Genomic DNA, 18,835 nt, shown 5'->3' with positions numbered 1-18,835 from the left:
CCACAGGTCAGGCCCGTCTCACCCGCGGGGGCGTCCCGCCGAGGTCAGGAGCTGCGTCGCCGCGAGCTGCGCGTACAGCTCGTCCTCGGCCACCAGCTCCTCGTGGGTGCCGACCGCGCGGACCTTGCCCGCGTCCATGACGACGATGCGGTCGGCGTCCGTGACGGTCGACAGGCGGTGGGCCACCACCAGCACGGTGGTCTCGCGTGCCGTCTCGGCGATGACGTCCCGCAGTGCCAGCTCGTTGACGGCGTCGAGCTGCGAGGTCGCCTCGTCCAGGAGCAGCAGCCGGGGCCTGCGCAGCAGCGCGCGGGCGATCGCGATGCGCTGGCGCTCGCCGCCGGACAGTTTCGTGCCGCGATGCCCGACCGGGGTGTCCAGGCCGTGCGGGAGACGCTCGACGAGGGCGTCGAGCCTGGTCCGGGCGAGGACCTCGCGTATGTCGTCGTCGGTCGCGCCGGGCGCGGCGAAGACCAGGTTCTCCCGCAACGTGCCGGCCAGCACCGGCGCGTCCTGCTCGACGTACCCGATGACGGACCGCAGCTCGGACAGCGGCCACTCGGTCACGTCCTTGCCGTCGACCAGGACGCGGCCGCCCGTCGCTTCGTGGAACCGCTCGACGAGCGCGAAGACCGTCGACTTGCCCGCGCCGGAGGGACCGACGAACGCCGTCATCCCGCCGCCCGGCACCTCGAAGTCCACCCGCCGGTGGATGTCCGGCAACCCGGGCCCGTAGCGGAAGGACACCTCCTCGAAGCGAACCGACGCCGGACGCGGCCGCACCACCGGGGTCGCCGCGGGCCGCACCGACCGGTGCCGGTCCTGCGGCTCCGTCGCCAGGCCGTCCACCTGCGCGATCCGGGCGATCGCGGCCGCGCCCTCCTGGTAGTGGGACGCTGCCTCGACCAGCTTGTACACCGGCTCCATCAGGAAGAAGAGGTACAGCAGGAACGCGATCAACGTGGACACGGGCATGTCCCCGGACGCCACGCGAGCCCCGCCGACGGCGAGTACCGCGAGGAACGCCAGCTCGACGGCGAGGTCGTCCGCCGAACCCAGCACGGCCTCCCACTTCGCGCCGCGCACGCCGTGGCGCCACGCCCTGCGGGCCGCCGCCTCGACGCGAGCGGTCTCCCGCTGCTCGGCGCCGGACGCCTTCACCGTACGGAACGCGCCGAAGACCCGCTCCAGGCCCGTGGACATCTCCCCGACAGCCGCCTGCGCGCGCTCGGCGGCCTGCCCGATCCTCGGCAGCACCAGGACGGCAGCCACACCGACGACCGCGACCACGCCCAGCGTGACGCCCAGCAGGACGGCATCGAGGAACGCCATCACCACGACCGCCGCGACCAGCGTCACCGCCCCCGTCGCCGCGGAGACCACCGCCTGGGTGCTGACCGCCCGCAACAGCGTGGTGTCGGAGGTCACCCGGGACATCAGATCGCCCGGCTGCATCCGGTCCACCTCCGTGAGGCGCAGCCGCAGCAACCGTCCGATGAGGCTGCGGCGGGCGGCGAGCACCACCGACTCCGCCGTCCGCTCCAGCACATAGGCACCGAACGCCTCGGCCACCATGCTCAGCAGGACCAGAACGGTCATGGCCAGCAGGATGGTGCCGATCGTGCCACCGGACGAGAGCCGGTCGACCAGCGTCTTCGTCGCCAGCGGCTGCAGCAGCCCCCCGGCGGCCCCGACCAGCGACAACAGCAGACCGAGCGCGACGGCCCACCGGTGCGGACGGACGTACCCGTACAACGCCTTGAGCGTCTCGCGGGCGCGCAGGGACTCGACATCCGTCGCCTCTGGGGCGGATGCGGTGTTCACAGGATTCCTTTCCCGGGTGTCTACGTGGTCGGCCGCGCACCGCGTCGGCGAATGCGGGCGCCGGCCCGCGCGGGGGCCTTGGGGGGCGGCTCAACGGGACAGTTCGACGGCCCTCGTGGCGAGCGTGTGCACAACTTCGTCGCCGAGTTCTGGGCGTACGACGGCCAGACAGAGGCCGCCCGCCACCAACGCCAAGCCGAGGAACTCCCGGAGCTCGCTCCTGCGTCGCCCGGCGTCACCACGGCCCGCGAGCTCCCTCTCATGCGCACGCTGTGTCATGCCACCAGCCTGGAAGCCCCGGCCTGCCGTCGGCCATCCGGCGATCGTCGGGTGCACCCCCGCCGAGTGGCTGGAGCCGCCCGCATGAGGGGCGGCGGGTCAGAGGCGTCGGGCCCCTCGCAGCCCCTGTGCGTAGTAGCCGTCACCGTCGAGCCGTGAGGTGCCGCCCTTGTCGCCCATGGTGGGGCCGCCCGCGTTCTTCCGGCTGGAGATGAAGCGCGGGTGGTCGGCGGTGTCCTGGCCGAGGTAGATACCGATGTGGCCGATCCGTCCGCCGGGCAGTTCCTTTGTTCTGAAGAAGACCAGGTCGCCGGGCTGGAGCTGCTGGATGACAGCGGGGCGGCGGTCGGTGAGGGGGATCACGGGTACGCCGAGCCGCCCGCGGGCGATCGCGTCGGGGGTCCGCTGCAGCCCGTTGCCCGCCGCGCTGTCCCTGCTGTTCAGCGGGAACCCCGAGCGGTATCCGTACACCAGCCGGACATAGCCGGAGCTGTCGACGGAGCGCGCGCGGTCCTTCTCGGGGCGGCGGGTGACCGTGTCGGGGAAGGTCCAGGGGATGCCCAGGTAGTCGTAGAAGTCCGAGCCCGTGCGCGGTTTCGGCTTCCCTCGCGCGGCACGCCTGGCATCGCCGGCGGTGTCGGGTGTGTAGCGGGCGGCACCGCTGTATGTGACTCCCGCTGCCGTCGTCCGGACCGGGGCACCGGCGACGTAGTCGAAGGCCGTGGCGAGGATGTCGGGGGCGCGGCTGCCGAGCCGGGGCCCGAGCCAGGTCTTGAACCAGCCGCTCTTCTCCGCGCCACGGGCCCATGGCTTGGGCAGCAGCCGCACCCAGCTCTTGGTGACGACCTCGGCACCCGCCGTACGCGGCTCCGCGAAGGTCCTGCCGGGCCCTGTCAGTACGGCCGTACGGGCGCCGTCGGTGAACGTGGCTATGACGGTGCCGCGCGGGTCGCGGGCGACCGTGCGGGCGGGGTTGTCGATCCGCTCGAAGCGCAGCAGGCCGCTCCTGACCCGGATTTCGGCACCCGGTGACGCCAGTGATGCCCGTGACACCTGTGACACGGGCGGTACCGGCGCTGCCGTCGGCTTGTCGATAAGGTGCCTGAGCTGCAGGGACAGCGCGCAGCTCGCCGCGAGCAGGACAGCTGTCACCAGGAACAGGACCGCGTTCCTGGTCAGGGAGAACCTACGGGTTCTGGGCAAGAGGCGTTTCACTGGTCAACTCCGATGAGGGGAAGGAGAGATGGCGCCGCAGGTCGGTGAGAGGGCGGCTCATGTCGTGGGCAGGGCGCCCAGCAGCAGCCCGGACACCAAGATCACGTAGGTGGCGAAAGTGACCGCGCCGGTGGAGAGGACCGTCGCTGTCTTGGGCTGCCTCTCCAACTGGTAGGCGATGAGACCGGGGACGATGAACCCGAGGGCCTGATGGGCGAACAGCGTGGGGAACTGCTGTTGGAGCACGAGGGAGAGTCCGGCCTGGAGCAGGACGCCGATGAGCACGACGGAGGCGAACAGCCGCTTGCCGTAGAGGATGACGAAGCGCTGCAGCAGCTTGGTCAGCAGGTAGGTCAGGCCTGCCACGGCCGCGACTATGGCGGCGCGCCGCAGATCCTCGACGAGAGTGAGGGCGAGCCAGCCGGGGGTGATCATTCCGCCCGGTGAGAGGTTCGTGGTCAGGTAGCACAGGAGGGAGAAGACCAGACCGAGGGCGATGCCGATGGCCGCGATCTGGGGTGTGACTACTGCGGGGATCAACGGGATTCTCCATGCGAGGAGTTGTGGTGGGCGACGAGTGAGGTGGGGGCGTCGCTCGGGTTGGCGGGGTCGGCGGCGGCGTCGCGGTGGTCGGGCGTGAGTGCCGCGAGCCGCTCCAGGAAGAGTTCGCCCTGGCCGTGGATGTTGCCGATGGCGACGAGCGAGGAGTCGGGCCCCAGGTGAGCCAGCAGCTCCGTGGTGAGCTGGTCGGGGTCGCGGCGGTCGCCGCCGAGATCGACGACGTTCCCGGTCCAGTGGGCGGGTATGGCGTCGGCGGCCGACTTGGTGGGGTGGCCGATGAGGAACACCGTCTCCGGGTCGAGCTGGGGGATGAGTGCGCCCATCTGCCCGTTGCGCTCCACGCGGTCGGGACGGCAGTTGACGACGACGTGCAACGGGCGGTGGATCGCGCCCAGTTCGAGCAGCTGATTGATGTTCATCAGCGTCGACTCGGGGTCGTTGGCGGCGAAGACGTTCGCGAAGCGCAGCCGCTTTCCGTCCGGCGCGCGGTACCGCTCGACGGACAGCACACCCGGGTCCGGCGGCGCCTCGTACATGCCCTTCAGCGCGGCCGCACGGTCGACGCCGAGCAGTTCGGCGACCGCGAGTGCGATGGCGACGTTCTCCTTGAAGGTGAACCAGCTGAAGCCGCGCAGTTCCTCGTCGGTGACGGTTTCCGGGTCGGCGTAGACCAGCCGGCAGTTCCGGGCGGCGGCCTCCTCCTGGAGGATGTGGAAGCGCTCCTTCTCCGCGGTGACACAGATGCCGCCCTCCGGCAGGGACCGGCACAGGGAGCGGGCCACGTCGTCCAGCGTCGGGCCCATCTCGGCGAGATGGTCCTCGCGGACGTTGCAGAGCACGCCGATGGTGGAGCGGATCAGCTTGGACTGGTTGATCTCCTGGAGCGCCGGCATGACGGCCATGCACTCCATGACCAGGACATCGGGCCGGTAGGCGGCGGCCCGCCGGACGATGCCGATCTGCTCCACGACGTTGGCGATGCCGAACTTGCGGTAGACGGGCTCCTCGGTGGCGTCGGGGTGGATGAACCGGGCCGCGGTGCCCGTGGTCTTGGCGACGGTCACCAGGCCGCTGCCGCGCAGCGCGCCCGCGCACAGCCGGGTGATGGAGGACTTGCCGCGAATGCCGTTGACCAGCACTCGGGTGGGTATGGCGGACAGATTCGCGTCATGGCGGCGCTGTTCGACGATGCCTGCGACGAGCAGGCCCGCGCAGCACGTCGCGAGGACGCAGTACAGGAAGAGCACGGCGGGTCAGCTCCTGGGACCGGGGCCGGAAGGGGAAGTGGAGAAGGTGGGCGCGCTGTCCGGGGAACCGGGCGCGCTGTCCGGGGAATTGGGCGCGTGCGGTGCGCCGGTGCGCGGGAGTCGCTGTCGGATCAGTTCCAGGCCGCGGGCGACGGCTCCCACCTCGTCGTGGTAGCGCGGGTAGAGCACCGTGGTGCGGTCCCCGGCTGCCAACGCCTCGGCGCCCTGGGCGACGTCACGCAGCGGACGTACGACGACGAGATACAGCCAGCCGACGCAGAGGGCGCCCGCCGTCAGCCCCAGCAGACCGACGAGCATGATCCGCCGCTGTGCCTCGTACTCGGGCAGCCCGATCCAGAACACCGGCTTGATGGAGGCGACCTTCCAGCCGAGTGCTCCCGCGACGCCCAGCCTGGCGTTGAACGGTGCCACCGCGGCGACCGCCGGGTTCCTCCAGCCGAGCAGCAGTTCGGCGGAGCCCTTGGTCGTGCGGTCGTCCTTCATCTGGGCCCGCAGCCGGCTGTCGGAGACCCGCCCGAAGGCCACGAACCCCTTGTTGGACGCGATGACCCGATGCGCGGAGTCCACCAGCCACACCGAGCCGAGACCGGGCCGGTTGAGGATGCCGGTCAGGTACTGGACCTTGAACTCACCCACGACATAGTGGCGTCCGGCCTTCGCCGGCGCACCCTTGACCGGCTGGGCGGCCACGGCGGCCAGCACCGGTTCCCTGCCGGAGGTGTTCGTCTGCGTGACCCCGGTCCTGACACGGGCCTTGTCCGGCGTACGGGGTTCACCACCGGCGCGGGCCAGGATCCTGCCGGTGCCGTCGACGACGTACAGCGACCGATACCGGCCGTGCTGCTCCAGGGAACGGTCGAGGACCTTGCGCGCCTCCTCCGACCGGGAAGCGTCGATCACGGTGGCGAGACGGGCGAGATCGGCGTATCCGTCGTTGATCCCCCTGCGCATGCGATCCGCCGTCGTCTCGGTGCGTTGCCGCTGATCGTCGGAGATCACCCGCGGTACGACCGCGGCCGCGCGCGGCAGGGTGCTGCCGAGCGTCAGCAGCATCGACGCGGGCCAGGCCAGCAGAGCGAACGCGCACACCACGAGGACGGTGCGCAGTCCGAGCCGGCGCCGGCCCCTGACCGTCCCGCGCGGAACACGCCCCTTGGCCGCCGGCCGCGCGACCGTCTCCTGCGACGACCCGCCCCTGCCGCGGAGTTGAAGGCGCAGTGCCTCCAGCGCGGCGCCGACCCGGGCGGGTTCCCCGAAGCGGGGCACGCGGACCGGAGCAGTGAGGTCACCCGAGCCGAGCCTCTTCGCTTCGCGATACAACCGCAGCACAGGCCGCTGCACCAGCAGGTGCAGGGCGGCGGTGGCCCCGGCCGCGAGGGCCAGGAGCACGGCCGCGGCGAGCAGGGCGAGACGAAGGTGACCGGTCCCGGCCCCATGACGCTCGGTCTGCACCGTCGTGACGACCGTCAGTCCGAGTCCGCTGCTCGGACTCTCCTTCGCGGCAGTTCCTCGGGCGACTGCGGCGTATCCGACGGCGGTACGGGTGTCGCCGTCCGCTGCCCGGACAAGACTGCCGCTCGGACCGTCGAAGCCGCCGGTGGCGGCGGTGTCCGACGGTGCCTTGGTCTGCGCCTCGCGGGCGGCGGTGCCGGCCAGCGCCTTGGCCCGGTCGGTGCCGGAACCCGGCCCGGCCGAGGTGAGGGTGGCCCCGGCACGGTCCACGACGTTGAGCGTGTGTTTCCTGCCGACGGAGATGCCCGGCAGCTTCACGCTCTGGGAGGCGACGAGCACCTCCTGCCTGCCGCCTCGGGACAGCGTCGCGAAGGCCAGCAGCCGGGTGACGCCCGAGTCGTCCCGCACCAGTCTCGGTGGCGGGTTCGCCGGCAGTCCCCGAAGGTTCACCTTCCCGAGCGGCAGTGCCTCGCCCTGCGCGGCGAGCAGCCGGCCGGTGGACTGGTCGACGACGGCGGTACCGCGCCACTTGGGGTAGGTCCGGTTGAGGCGGGTCAGCATTCCGTCCGCCGGTACGGACTTGGAGCCCGCGAAGTCCGCGGCCGCTGTCCGCAGATCGGTGACGCTCTGGTCGACGGCGCCCTGCAGCGCGACCGCCCCGTCCTCGGCGATGTGCTGCTGGGAGCTGAGGACGGCCTCGGGAACGCCGCGTTCGGCATCGCCCCCGACGGCGAACACCGTCAGGCCCGCGACGAGCGCCAACAGAACCGGCAGGGCCGCCAGTGGCGGCCGCACACCTCCTAACACGGCCATGTCCGCCCGACGCCTCGGCGGGCGCTGCGTGGATATCGGGGGTCGAGTGGTGGTCAAGAAGAATCCTTTCCAGGCTCAAAAAGAAGTTCTCGACCTGTCTGACGGCGGGAATGCTTCGCCGGTTTATCGGCGAGGTGTGACGGTACTCACCTAAAGAATGCCACAGCCTGCATGACCTGCTGGTTTACACACCTGCGAGCATGGTGAATTTAAGCTTCACGAAATGCGAACAATTGCGATGGACCACCCCGCGAACGGGACGACAATTACCCGCGGGGATTATTTTGCATTTATTCTGCCGTGCCCATCCCGCAGTCGGCTGTTTCACCCCCGCCGATCGGCGGGGGTGCGGCAGTCGTAGAGGCCGAAGTTGCCCCTGGTGCGCCAGCCGTAGGCCCCGGAGCGGATGCGCTCGCAGTGGGACTTCACCCACGTCGTGGCGGGGGTGGTGGGCCGCAGGTGGGTGAGCAGCACGTAGCGGAGTTGGCGGGTGGCGATCAGGTTGCCGAGCTGCGGGGCGCTGGGGAAGGGGGTCTTCCCGGTGAATCCGCCCATGACGAGCACGGGTTGGGCCTGAGCGCGCAGCAGACGTTCCGCGGGGTAGGCGGCCTGGGTCGCGAGCAGGTACTTCTCGCCCTTGCGGTGCGCGACGAGGTAGTCCAGCAGGGCGGTGTCGCGGGCGCTGGGCCGGCCGAGCTCGGCCCGGCGCAGGGCGCGCGGTTGGTGGAGAGCCCTGTGGTGGAACTCGCCGACCGGACCGGCCGTCGGGGACGTGGAGGCGCCCGCGTAGCGCGGGTCGAGGGACGAGACGGCCCAGGCGGCGGGTACGAGCAGAGTGGCCGCGATTCCGGCGGCCAGAGAGCCCTGCACCAGCCGCCGGGAGGCGCGTGACCCGCTGGGCCACAGGCCGAACGCCGCGCACACCGCGAAGATCACGGCGAACACCAGCAGCCGGGAGGCGAACCAGGTCGGCCTGTCGAGTACGAGCGCCCAGGCCACCGTCAGCACGATCGCCGACGGCAGCCACAGCCGTCGCCGGCCGCCCGCCTCGTACGCGGAGCGGAAGAGCGCGAGACCGCCTCCGGCCAGCGCGGCGATCGCCGGTGCCAGCACGGCCGTGTAGTAGACGTGATTGCCGTTGGAGACGCTGAACACCACGGCATGGACGGCGAGCCAACCGCCCCAGAGGAGGAAACCCGCACGCAGCGGGTCGGTCCGCGGCTCACGGGCGCGCCAGACCAGGGCCGTGACGACGGTGAGCACGGCGAGCGGCAGGAACCAGGCGATCTGCGGGCCGACGGTGTCGTTGACGAGCATCCCCCAGCCGGTGTTTCCGGTCAGACGGCTGGCTGCGGTGGCCGGGACGGCGCCGAACGCGGTGTCGTCGTCGCTGAAGCGGCTCAGGCCGTTGTAGCCGAAGACCAGGCTGAAGGGGTTGTTGTTCGACGTGGCGTCGACATACGGGCGGTTGGCCGCGGGAGTCGCCCACGCGATGAGCGCCCACGAGCAGGAGACGGCCAGCGTGACCGCACCACTCAGCAGCAGGCGCAGAGCCCGCCGCAACGGCGGGTTGGGCGCGGTGAGTTGATACACCACGGCGAAGACCGGCAGGACGAGCCAGGCCTGCAGCATCTTCGTCTGGAAGGCGAGCCCGACCCAGACGCCACACGTGATGAGCGGGAGCAGCCGCCCGGTCCGTGCCGCCTTCTGCAGGGCTCCGGCGGCCGCCACCAGCAGGAGAGTGAGGGCGGTGTCCGGGATGGTGGCCCTGTTCAGTACCACGGTGACCGGAGTGAAGGTGAGCGTCAGCGCGGCGATCAGGGCGGCGAACGGCCCGGCCCAGGCCCGTACGATCCGGTGCAGCAGCCATACGGCGAGCACACCCTCGATCACATGGGGCAGCGCGGCCGCCCACGTGTGCGGCCCGAAGATCCATACGGAGACGGCATCGGGCCAGAAGGCGCCGGGCAACTTGTCCAGGGTAATCGCACCGCTGGTGTCGAGACCGCCGAAGAAGAAGGCCCGCCAACTGGTGGCCATCGACCGTACCGCCGAGCTGTAGTAGGGGTGGATCGCGGCGTGCCCCATGCCCCAGGCGTACAGCAGTGCGGCGACGCCCAGCACCGCGGCCAGCGCCGGGCGTTCCCAGCGCGCCGGAGCTTCGGGCCGGTCGGCAAGGCGGTGCGCCTCCTGGCGTAGGCCATGGGAGCCGGTACTCCGGGCGGTGGGGATGACAGCCACGGCGAAGGTCCTTGGAGTCAGAGTCAGACGAAACGGCAGGTGAGAGGCGGACGGCTGCACGGGAGCCGCAGGGCTACGGCCTCCGGCGACCGCCCGCCGGAGGCCGACTCACGCCCGGACCTCCCGGGGTGCCCACCCGAGGCTCATCGGACGCGACGTGCCAGTTTCGTGGCGTCGTTGAGCAGGTGCTCCAGGGGGCCGCGGCGGAAGAAGCGGGACCAGACCGCCGCGAACACGGTGGCCCCGACGATGAAGCAGAGCAGCAGCCCGAAAGAGGCGGACTGCGGCGGGGTGGCTGCTTCGCCGGGCAGGGCGAGGATTGCCAGGATGTGGCCCACGTAGAGGGTCAGGGACATGGTGCCGACGGCGATGACCGGCGCTGCCGGCCGGCGCAGCCACGGCAGTCGGTCCAACGCCACCGTCGCGCCCAGGATCACGGTGATCGCGATCCCCAGGCAGCCGACGAGGTCGAACGTGGAACCGCTGTGCGGTTCGGCCGCCAGCAGCCCCCATGCGTCGGACCCCCACAGCCCACTGCCGACCGGCAGGTCGAAGGATCCCGCTGCCATGCCGGGATCCTTCATGGCCGAGGGGTCCTTCATGGCACCGAAGTCCTTCATGTCAGGCATCCCGGCCATGATCTTCTCCGCGCCGCCGGTCAACCGGAGCGCCAGCCACGAGACGCCGTATCCGAACGCGATCAGCGCGGGACCGACCACGGCCAGCCGCCGCCGCACCGCGCCTGAGACGAGGTCCAGCCGGCCGAGCGCCATGCCGGTGACCACGAACGTCATCCAGGTGATCGCCGGATAGAAGCCGGTGAGCAGGAAGTCGAGCACGCCCACGCCGGAGAGGCGCGCGATCGGGTCGTACGAGTCGATGGTGTTCACGATCGACTCACTGAGCAGCGCTCGAAGGGCGTACGCCAGCTGCGGCGTGACGACCGCGAGCGCGACCGCGATGAGCGCGAGCGTCCTGGCCCGCAGCCGCAGCAGGGGCAGGGACAGCAGGAAGTACACCGCGTAGAAGTTGAGGATCGTGGCGCCGCCGAAGTCGGTCATCGTCAACGCGGTGCCCACCACGAGCAGGATCACGGCCCGGATCACGATCCTGGCCTTCGCCTGCCGGCCGGCCAGTCCGGTCTTCGGCTCCAGGCGGCCGGCGATCAGCACCAACGAGAACCCGGCAAGGGTGGCGAACAGCGCCGAGGCCCGGCCGCTCGCCAGCCAGACGAGCCAGTCGCCAACGCCGCTGCCGGACGTCGGGAAGGGGTTGAAGGGGCCGGTGTGCACGGCGAACATTCCGAACACCGCCAGTGCACGGGCGAGGTCCACCCCGACCAGCCGCGCCGTCGACGAAGGGCGTTCCGTCGCCGTGGCGGACTCGGGTGAGGGTAAGGGCTGGGGAGGCGTCTTCTCGGCGCTGTCGCTCTCGGTCACCGGAACAACCTCGCCGAGGCGGGGGCGGTCGACCATCCGCCGGACTTCGGGAGGTGCCCCGCCGGTCGGCCGACCGACCCCCTCCGACCGGCGGGGGACGATCACCTCGATGACTGTCCGGCTCCGTCCACGCTTTCAGGCGCCTGCCTTCCGCAGGTGGCCGCGCCACAGCGAGGCTTCTTCTTTCCCCTGCTCTCCATGATGGGCATCTTCCCGGGGCCGGGCCCTCATCTCGGATGTCGGCCACAGCAGATCAAGTTCACCCGCCCTAAGATCGAGCTGACGTTCGCGTGAAGCTGGAGGGGGCTGGCAAGCGTGCGTGAGGAATTCGCGGGGCAGTTACGGCAGTTGCGTGATCTGACCGGGCGTAGTCTGCGAGAACTGGCCCGTGATGTGCGCGCGAGCAGTTCCTCGTTGTCGCGGTACTTCTCCGGGCAGGCCGTTCCGCCTTGGCCGACAGTGGTCGCGCTGTGCCAGGCGGCCGGGCGCGACCCGAGGCCGCTGCGTGAGGTGTGGGAGCGGGCCAAGGACGAGTCCCAGCCGAGCGTCACCGGCGCGCTCGCGCCTGTGCGCAACGATCTGCCGCACGACATCACCGCGTTCAAGGCAACCCTGTGAGGGGCCTGTGGCGACAAGGGAGCGGGGCCGGCCGTCGACCCGAGACGCAGGCTTTGTCCGCATATTTCGCCGACGTCAGGGTGAGGCGCCGCGCTCGGCGGATCGTTTCCTCAGAGGGAAGTGGAATGGCGTTCATGGATGGGGACCACGCGGGGCTGGTCGTCGCGGCGCAGGCCGGGGACGATCGGGCGCGCGAGGAGCTGATCGCCGCGTACCTGCCGCTGCTCTACAACATCGTCGGGCGGGCGCTGAGCGGTCATGCCGACGTCGATGACGTGGTCCAGGAAACCCTGTTGCGCGTGGTGCGCGACCTGCCCGCGCTGCGTGCCCCGGAGAGCTTCCGGTCCTGGCTGGTGTCGATCACGCTTCGCCAGATCAACACCCACTGGCACCGGCAACGCACCTTCGCCGACCGGACCACGGTCATCGACGAGGCGCGCCAGATACCGGATCTCCGCGCCGAACCCGAGGACGTGACGATCCTGCGTCTGCATGTGTCGGACGAGCGCCGTCAGGCCGTCGAAGCCGCCCGGTGGCTCGACCCGGATCATCGGATGCTGCTGTCGCTGTGGTGGCAGGAATGCGCCGGCTCGCTGAGCCGCGCCGACATCGCCGCCGCGACGGGGCTCACGGTCGCCCACGTCGGAGTCCGCCTGCAGCGCATGCGCGAGCAGCTGGAAGTGAGCCGGACGATCGTCGCCGCGCTGGAGACCGACCCGCGCTGTCCGCAACTGGACGAGACCGTCGTCGGCTGGGACGGTCTGCCTGCATCGGTGTGGCGCAAGCGGATCGCACGGCACACCCGCGACTGCCCGCTCTGCACGGCGACGGCGGCGGAACGGGTTCCGTCCGAACGGCTGCTCGTGAGCCTCACACCGCTGGCCGTCCCTGCCGCACTCATCTCCGCGCTGGCCGCCAAGGGCCTGCTGTCGGGTACGGCCGCGAGCACCGCCGGGCCGGCCATGGCCTCTGTCGCCGTCGGCACGGCGACGGAGGCAGCCGGTGTGCACACCTCGCTGATCGGCAAGCTCTACGCGGCGGCTGCTCACCCGGTGGCGGGCCTCACCACCGGCGCCGTGCTCATCGCCGGCGGCGCCTCCTACGTGGCCTGGCCCGAACCGGCGCCCCGGGTGCCCGGCGTCACCGCCGCTCCCACGGCCGGCCACTCCACGCCCACCCCGTCGCGCACCACCCCGGCCGGGCCGTCCCCGGCGAGTCCGTCCGCCACCGCCGCCGCTGTTCCGCTGGGCGCGCATGCGCTGGAGTCCGTGGATCAGCCCGCCCTGTACGTCACGTATGCCGGCGACTTCGCGACGCTCGGCCCGGTCTCCTCGTCCAGCAGTGCGCAGGCACGGCAGCGGGTCACCTTCACGGTCGTCCGGGGGCTGGCCGACACCCGGTGCGTCACCTTCCGCGCCGCCGACGGCCGTTATCTGCGCCATCACTACCTGCGGCTACGGCTGAGCACCGACGACGGCAGCGAACTGTTCCGCGAGGACGCCACCTTCTGCGCGCGCCCCGGGGCGGCCGCCGGGTCGGTGACCCTGCACGCGCACAACTATCCCGGATCGGTCATCCGTCACCGCGACGGTGGCATCTTCCTCGACGGCTCCGACGGCACGAAGGCCTTCGCCGGCCAGGCCTCCTTCATCGTGCGCAGGGCCTGGGCCTGACTGCCGCCCCGCTCATAACGCTTTTCGCCTGAGAGATGCCTCACCTCGCGATCGGCCGGACGGCGCGACTTTTCCGTTACGAGGCCGCGCCTTCGGCGGCCTCCTATGCGTGGGGTGCTCTTCCCGCCGCTCACATGACGTGCCGGCGCGTGGCAGGTTCCCCTTCCCCCTTTGACGTATCCCCGAAGAAAGCCCCTCTGATGACGCGACACACGCACGAACCTCGAGGTGATTCATGAAGGGCCTGCACCGGCTCGGCCGGCGTCGCCGGACCTGGGCGACAGGACTCTCGGCCGCGGCGGTGGTCGCCGGTGTCGTGACGGTCCTCCCGAACTCCGCCGGAGCCGCGTCGCTGGGTACGGAGGCGGCCCCCTCGGGCCGGTACTTCGGCACCGCTGTGGCCGCAGGCAGGCTCGGCGACTCGGCGTACACCGCGATCGCCGACCGGGAGTTCAACATGATCACCCCGGAGAACGAGATGAAGTGGGACGCCGTCGAGCCGTCCCGCGGCAACTTCACCTTCGGCGCCGCCGACCGGATCGTCGACCGTGCGAGGGCGAACGGCCAGCGCGTGCGCGGCCACACCACGGTCTGGCACTCGCAGCTGCCGTCCTGGGTCTCCTCGATCGGCGACGCGAACACGCTGCGCAGCGTGATGAACGGCCACATCACCACCACCATGACCCACTTCAAGGGCAAGGTCTACGCCTGGGACGTGGTCAACGAGGCGTTCGCCGACGGCCCCGGCGGTCAGCTCCGCGGCTCGGTGTTCCAGAAGGTGCTGGGCAACGGCTTCATCGAGGAAGCGTTCCGCACGGCCCGCGCGGCCGACTCCTCGGCCAAGCTCTGCTACAACGACTACAACATCGAGAACTGGTCGGACGCCAAGACCCAGGGCGTCTACAGGATGGTCAAGGACTTCAAGTCCCGTGGCGTGCCGATCGACTGCGTCGGGTTCCAGAGCCACTTCGGCACCGGCGGCCCGCCGGCCGGCTTCCGGACCACCTTGTCCAACTTCGCCGCCCTGGGCGTGGACGTCCAGATCACCGAGCTGGACATCGCCCAGGCATCGCCCACCCAGTACGCCGACGCGGTCAAGGCCTGTCTGTCCGTGGCCCGGTGCACCGGCATCACGGTGTGGGGCGTGCGGGACAGCGACTCCTGGCGCACCGGCGAGAACCCGCTGCTGTTCGACAACAACGGCAAGCCCAAGGCCGCCTACACCGCCGTCGTCGACGCCTTCAAGGCCGCCGCCCCCGCTGCCACCACCGGCGGGACGACCGGCGGGACGACCGGCGGGACCGGTACCGGGGAGATCAAGGGCCTTGCCTCCGGCCGTTGCATCGACATCAACAACTCCACCACCGCCAACGGCACCCAGGCGCAGCTGTGGAACTGCAACGGACAGACCAACCAGCGCTGGACCCACACCTCCGGCAAGCAGCTGAAGATCTACGGCGACAAGTGCCTGGACGCCAAGAACAAGGGCACCGCCAACGGCACCGCGGTGGTCATCTGGGACTGCAACGGCGGCGCCAACCAGCAGTGGAACATCAACACCGACGGCACGATCACCGGCGTACAGTCCGGGCTGTGCCTCGACGCCGTGGGCGCGGCCAAGGCCAACGGCACCAAGATCCAGCTGTACTCCTGCGCGTCCGTCGACAACCAGAAGTGGACCGCCCCGTCCGGGTCGTCCGGGTCGAGCGGGTCGTCCGCGTCGCCCGCGTCGTCCGCGTCAGGCGGCGCCACGTGCGCGCTTCCGTCGACGTACAAGTGGACCTCGACGGGCCCACTGGCGCAGCCGGCGAACGGGGCGGTCGCGCTGAAGGACTTCACCACCGTGACGTACAACGGCAAGCACCTGGTCTACGCGACCACCTCCGACGGATCGTCGTGGGGCGCGATGACCTTCCGTCCGTTCACGAACTGGTCGGACATGGCGACGGCCGGCCAGACCAGGATCAGCGGGTCCGCGGTGGCGCCCAAACTGTTCTACTTCGCGCCCAAGAAGATCTGGGTGCTGGTCTCGAACGGGTGGGGTACCGCCTGGCCCTTCAGCTACCGCACGTCCAACGACCCCACCGACCCGGGCAGTTGGTCCGCACCGAAGGAGCTGTTCACCGGCAGCCTCCCCGCCGGCTCGGAAGGCGGCCCGATCGACCCGACCGTGATCGCCGACGGCCAGAACATGTACCTGTTCTTCGCCGATGACAACGGCAAGATCTACAAGTCGGTCATGCCGCTGGGGAACTTCCCGGGCAGCTTCGGCTCCTCGTACACCACGGTCATGAGCGACACGAAGGCGAGGCTGTTCGAGGCGCCGGAGGTCTACAAGGTCCAGGGCCGGAACCAGTACCTCATGATCGTCGAGGCGATGGGTGCGGGCGGACGCTACTTCCGCTCGTTCACGGCCTCCAGCCTGAACGGCCCGTGGGCCGAGCAGGCCGGCAGCGAGTCCAGCCCCTTCGCGGGCAAGGCCAACAGCGGTGCCACCTGGACCAACGACATCAGCCACGGTGACCTGGTCCGCACCAACCCCGACCAGACCATGACGGTCGACCCCTGCAACCTGCAGTTCCTCTACCAGGGCAGGGACCCCGCCTCGGACGGCACCGACTACGTGAAGCTGCCGTACCGGCCGGGTGTCCTCACCCTGAAGCGCTGAAGCGCTGACCTGCCCGATCCACGGTGACACGCCACGGTGACACGGCGACACACAAGGAGAACCTCACCCCCATGAACAACCCCACGAACGGCGGGCGCCGCGGGCGTCATCGCCGTCGCTGGACCGCCACCGGCCTGGTGCTCGGCGTACCCGCCATCGTCGTGCCGTACTTCCTGTTCGTACAGGAGGACTCGCAGGCCGCGACGGTCGACGCGGGCGCCTACTACCAGTTGGTCTCCGTGCGCAGCGGCAAGGTGCTGGACGTCAGCAGCTTCTCCACCGCCGACGGCACCCGCATCCAGCAGTACACCGACCAGGACACCGCCAACCAGCAGTGGAAGCTGAAGGCCACCGGCAACGGCTACTACGAGCTGGTGAACCGCAACAGCGGCAAGGTGCTGGGCATAGCGGGCGGTTCGACCGCCGCGAAGGCCCCCGCCGAGCAGCAGACCGACAGCTCCTCCACCTCCCAGGAGTGGCGGATCGACGAGGTGAGCGGCGGCGCCGTCACCCTCACGTCCCGCAGAAGCGGCCTGGTCCTGGACGTCTCCGGCGGCTCCACGGCCGCGGGCGCGGCAGTCCAGCAGTATCCCGGCCACGGCGGCACCAACCAGCAGTGGAAGCTGGTGAAGACGGCCGAGGCCCCGGCGGCCGGGACCGGCGCGGCGCAGACCACGACCGCGTCCGGACCGTACCGGTGGAAGAACGCCCAGGTGGTGGGCGGTGGTTACGTCACCGGCCTGGTGTTCAACCAGAAGGAGAAGGGCCTGCTGTACGCCCGTACCGACATGGGCGGCGCCTACCGCTGGGACCCCGCGGCCGAGCAGTGGATCCCGCTGACCGACTGGGTCGGCGAGAAGGACTGGAACCTGCTGGGCATCGACTCGCTGGCGACCGACCCCGTCGACCCCAACCGGCTCTACCTCGGAGCGGGCACCTACACCAACGACTGGGCCGGCAACGGCGCGATCCTGCGCTCCACCGACAAGGGCCGCACCTTCAAGCGGACCGACCTGCCCTTCAAGCTGGGCGCCAACGAGGACGGCCGCGGGGCGGGCGAGCGGCTGGTGGTCGACCCCGCGAACAACGCCAACCTGCTCCTCGGCACCCGCAAGAACGGCCTGTGGCGCAGCACCGACCACGGCGTCACCTGGAGTCAGGTCTCCTCGTTCCCCGTCAAGAACGGGGCGAGCAGCGGCGGCGGCATCTCCTTCGTGACGTACGGCAAGGCCGGCAGCAAGACCGTCTACGTAGGTGTCGGCGACAGGTCCACCTCCCTGTACCGCTCCACCGACGGCGGCGGCACCTGGCAGGCCGTCGCCGGGCAGCCCACCGGCCAGATGCCGCAGCACGGCGTGCTCTCCGGTGACGGCTCGCTGTACCTGACGTACACCGACAACCTCGGACCCAACGGCGTGACCGGGGGTTCGGTGTGGAAGTACACGCCGGGCAGCGGGGCGTGGAAGAACGTCTCCCCGTCCCAGGGCGGTTACGGCTTCTCCGGTCTGGCCGTCGACCCGCGCAAGCCGTCCACGGTGATGGTCACCACCCTCGGCCGCTGGTGGCCCGAGGACGAGATCTACCGCAGCACCGACAGCGGTACGACCTGGAAGGCACTGGCCGACAAGTCGGTGCGCAGCGCCTCCGCCGCTCCTTACGTCGGCACCCACACCGGGCACTGGATGACCGCCCTGGCCATCGATCCCTTCGACTCCGGGCACGTGCTGTACGGCACCGGCAACGGCATCCTGCGCAGCAAGGACGCGGGCGCCTCCGACAGCGGCGGCACCAGCCACTGGGCCATGGGCGCCCGGGGACTGGAGGAGACCGCGATTCTGGACGCGATCGCCCCGCCCGGCGGCGCCACCGTCATCACCTCCATGGGCGACCAGGGCGGCTTCCGGCACGACGACCTGACCAAGGTGCCCTCCGGGCGGCTGAAGAACCCGTTGATGGCCAACAGCACCGACATCGACTTCGCCCAGTCCAAGCCCTCGATGATGGTCCGCGTCGGCCGTGGCGGCGAGCAGGACGGCGCCTACTCCACCGACGGCGGCAGCACCTGGACCGGCTTCAAGTCGGAGCCGGTGGCCGGTGCCCGGGACGGCCGTATCGCGCTCTCTGCGGACGGCTCCACCATCGTCTGGACCGAGGCCGGCCAGGCCCCGTACCGCTCGACCGACAACGGGGCGAGCTGGTCGAGGGTGGGCGGCCTGGGCAACGACGCCGCAGTCGTCGCCGACCGCTCCTCGGCCAGGACCTTCTACTCCCTGTCCGGCGGCACACTCCACGCCAGCACCGACGGCGGCGCGACCTTCACCGCCCGCGCCCGCAACCTCCCCACCGGACGGCTCACCGCCGTCCCCGGCATCGCCGGTGACCTGTGGATCGCCGGCGCCGACAAGGGGCTCCTGCACTCCACCGACGGCGGCCGCACCTTCACCACGCTCAACTCGGTGAAGTCCGCCTCCGCCCTCGGCCTCGGCAAGCCCAAGCCGGGCACCTCCTACCAGGCCCTCTACCTGATCGGCACCGTCAAGGACGTCACCGGCGTCTTCCGCTCCACCGACAAGGGCGCCACCTGGCTCCGCGTCAACGACGACGCCCACCAGTGGGGCAACATCAGCGGCACCGGCGTCATCACCGGCGACCCCGACACCTACGGCCGCGTCTACATCGGCACCAACGGACGCGGCCTCCAGTACGGCGACCCGTCGTGACCTGACGCCCGAGCGGGGCCGCAGCCCACTAGAACTCAGGACTGTGGCCTGCGGCCCCGCCAAG

Annotated in this window: 12 protein-coding genes; 4 read left to right on the top strand and 8 right to left on the bottom strand. The window is 70.7% G+C overall.

Features of this window, described 5'->3' with window-relative positions:
* Positions 1-18 precede the first annotated feature (18 nt).
* From K4B79_RS20565 to K4B79_RS20530, 8 genes are all read right to left on the bottom strand, one after another.
* Positions 19-1,824 carry an ABC transporter ATP-binding protein gene (locus K4B79_RS20565; RefSeq protein ID WP_232028254.1) on the bottom strand — a complete coding sequence of 602 codons (1,806 nt, stop codon included), beginning with the start codon at positions 1,822-1,824 and terminating at the stop codon, positions 19-21.
* Between the two features lie 90 nt (positions 1,825-1,914).
* Complete coding sequence (locus K4B79_RS20560; protein ID WP_232028253.1) at positions 1,915-2,103, bottom strand: hypothetical protein; 189 nt, start codon at positions 2,101-2,103, stop codon at positions 1,915-1,917.
* Between the two features lie 99 nt (positions 2,104-2,202).
* Entirely contained in the window at positions 2,203-3,306 is a 1,104-nt protein-coding gene (locus K4B79_RS20555; RefSeq protein WP_232028252.1) for an NlpC/P60 family protein, read from the bottom strand.
* 69 nt (positions 3,307-3,375) lie between these two features.
* Entirely contained in the window at positions 3,376-3,858 is a 483-nt protein-coding gene (locus K4B79_RS20550; RefSeq protein ID WP_232028251.1) for a poly-gamma-glutamate biosynthesis protein PgsC/CapC, read from the bottom strand.
* On the bottom strand, positions 3,855-5,126 hold the full coding sequence (gene pgsB, locus K4B79_RS20545) for a poly-gamma-glutamate synthase PgsB (protein ID WP_232028250.1): 1,272 nt from the start codon (positions 5,124-5,126) through the stop codon (positions 3,855-3,857). Before pgsB ends, K4B79_RS20550 begins: the two co-directional genes overlap by 4 nt.
* Before the next feature lie 6 nt (positions 5,127-5,132).
* Entirely contained in the window at positions 5,133-7,412 is a 2,280-nt protein-coding gene (locus K4B79_RS20540) for a HAMP domain-containing protein (RefSeq protein WP_232028249.1), read from the bottom strand.
* Positions 7,413-7,736: 324 nt separating this feature from the next.
* Positions 7,737-9,653: an ArnT family glycosyltransferase gene (locus K4B79_RS20535; RefSeq protein ID WP_232028248.1), complete on the bottom strand. Its 1,917-nt coding sequence runs from the start codon at positions 9,651-9,653 to the stop codon at positions 7,737-7,739.
* Between the two features lie 143 nt (positions 9,654-9,796).
* On the bottom strand, positions 9,797-11,092 hold the full coding sequence (locus tag K4B79_RS20530; RefSeq protein WP_232028247.1) for a heparan-alpha-glucosaminide N-acetyltransferase domain-containing protein: 1,296 nt from the start codon (positions 11,090-11,092) through the stop codon (positions 9,797-9,799).
* A gap of 315 nt (positions 11,093-11,407) precedes the next feature.
* Here K4B79_RS20530 and K4B79_RS20525 point away from each other — a divergent pair, with 315 nt between their 5' ends.
* From K4B79_RS20525 to K4B79_RS20510, 4 genes are all read left to right on the top strand, one after another.
* Positions 11,408-11,710, top strand: coding sequence for a helix-turn-helix domain-containing protein (locus tag K4B79_RS20525; RefSeq protein ID WP_232028246.1), 303 nt, complete (start codon positions 11,408-11,410; stop codon positions 11,708-11,710).
* Between the two features lie 125 nt (positions 11,711-11,835).
* Positions 11,836-13,383, top strand: coding sequence for a sigma-70 family RNA polymerase sigma factor (locus K4B79_RS20520; RefSeq protein WP_232028245.1), 1,548 nt, complete (start codon positions 11,836-11,838; stop codon positions 13,381-13,383).
* A 235-nt stretch (positions 13,384-13,618) separates the two neighbouring features.
* Complete coding sequence (locus K4B79_RS20515; protein WP_232028244.1) at positions 13,619-16,051, top strand: non-reducing end alpha-L-arabinofuranosidase family hydrolase; 2,433 nt, start codon at positions 13,619-13,621, stop codon at positions 16,049-16,051.
* A 71-nt stretch (positions 16,052-16,122) separates the two neighbouring features.
* Positions 16,123-18,771, top strand: a complete 2,649-nt coding sequence (locus K4B79_RS20510) for an RICIN domain-containing protein (protein WP_232028243.1) — start codon at positions 16,123-16,125, stop codon at positions 18,769-18,771.
* Positions 18,772-18,835: the final 64 nt, after the last annotated feature.

The sequence above is a fragment of the Streptomyces lincolnensis genome (assembly GCF_021173675.1).
Classification (GTDB): domain Bacteria; phylum Actinomycetota; class Actinomycetes; order Streptomycetales; family Streptomycetaceae; genus Streptomyces; species Streptomyces lincolnensis_B.
The sequence above is the reverse complement of the archived record's forward strand: the minus strand, read 5'-3'. Positions and strand labels throughout refer to the sequence as shown.

What these genes read in the sequence shown, in the direction of transcription:
- K4B79_RS20560 (WP_232028253.1), bottom strand. Translation starts at nt 2,103, where the DNA reads ATGACACAGCGTGCGCATGAGAGGGAGCTCGCGGGCCGTGGTGACGCC.
- K4B79_RS20540 (WP_232028249.1), bottom strand. Translation starts at nt 7,412, where the DNA reads ATGGCCGTGTTAGGAGGTGTGCGGCCGCCACTGGCGGCCCTGCCGGTT.
- K4B79_RS20520 (WP_232028245.1), top strand. Translation starts at nt 11,836, where the DNA reads ATGGCGTTCATGGATGGGGACCACGCGGGGCTGGTCGTCGCGGCGCAG.
- K4B79_RS20515 (WP_232028244.1), top strand. Translation starts at nt 13,619, where the DNA reads ATGAAGGGCCTGCACCGGCTCGGCCGGCGTCGCCGGACCTGGGCGACA.
- K4B79_RS20510 (WP_232028243.1), top strand. Translation starts at nt 16,123, where the DNA reads ATGAACAACCCCACGAACGGCGGGCGCCGCGGGCGTCATCGCCGTCGC.